3 protein-coding genes are annotated in these 766 nt (G+C 38.5%); 2 read left to right on the forward strand and 1 reads right to left on the reverse strand.

The window, feature by feature from the left end:
• Window positions 1-158, forward strand: a 158-nt coding sequence (locus KYJ26_RS23215; RefSeq protein WP_219170435.1) for a cold-shock protein, incomplete at its 5' end; no start/stop codon positions are given.
• Between the two features lie 75 nt (window positions 159-233).
• Here the strand turns inward: KYJ26_RS23215 and KYJ26_RS23220 are convergent.
• On the reverse strand, window positions 234-446 hold the full coding sequence (locus KYJ26_RS23220) for a hypothetical protein (RefSeq protein ID WP_219170433.1): 213 nt from the start codon (window positions 444-446) through the stop codon (window positions 234-236).
• A 243-nt stretch (window positions 447-689) separates the two neighbouring features.
• Here KYJ26_RS23220 and KYJ26_RS23225 point away from each other — a divergent pair.
• The coding region (locus KYJ26_RS23225; protein WP_219170438.1) for a cold-shock protein at window positions 690-766 on the forward strand (77 nt) is incomplete at its 3' end.

A 766-nucleotide genomic window follows, 5' to 3' on the forward strand; every position in this document is an offset into this window, starting at 1 on the left:
TCGGTTTCATCGAAATCGAAGGTGGAGAAGATGTATTCGTACATTTCTCAGCTATCCAAGGCGAAGGATTTAAATCTTTAGACGAAGGTCAAAAAGTTTCATTCGAAACTGAGCAAGGTCAACGCGGACTTCAAGCGACTAACGTTAACAAAATCTAATTGCTTTAAAGAAGGACTCTCCCTGAGGGTCCTTTTTTTATGCAAAAAAAACGGTGCCGGGAAGATTGGCACCTATTACGCTAACGCATATTTCATGATTCCTTGAATGTACACAGAATCTTCTTTATGTGTGCATTCCCTGATCTTGATCTTGCCTTCTTTTTCTAATTCTGCTGCCGCTTTTTCGATGGTTTCAGCTTCTTCTCTTGACTGGGCAGGCAGTTCGATTGAAAAGAAGTTTCCCCGGCTTGCTTTGCTTAATGTTTTGAGTAAACCGATTTTATCCATAGGTCCATCTCCTTTATACATAACCATTCGACAACAAAGCTGGATATTCCTTTAATGGTAGAGAGTTGAGCGGTTTTTTGAATGCATTTGCTTTTTATCGGTTTATCTGTTAGTCTTAAGAAGAATTATTTTTGTTCGGTCTGTAAGGAAAGAATAAGTTTTAAACTTTTCGCCTTTGATATCTAACTTGAGCAACGATAGTAATAAATCGTGGATTCAATATCCACACAGGAGGATACACACATGCAAGAAGGTACAGTAAAATGGTTTAACGCAGAAAAAGGTTTCGGTTTCATCGAAATCGAAGGTGGAGAAGATGT

Source organism: Rossellomorea orangium, from assembly GCF_019334305.1.
GTDB lineage: Bacteria > Bacillota > Bacilli > Bacillales > Bacillaceae_B > Rossellomorea.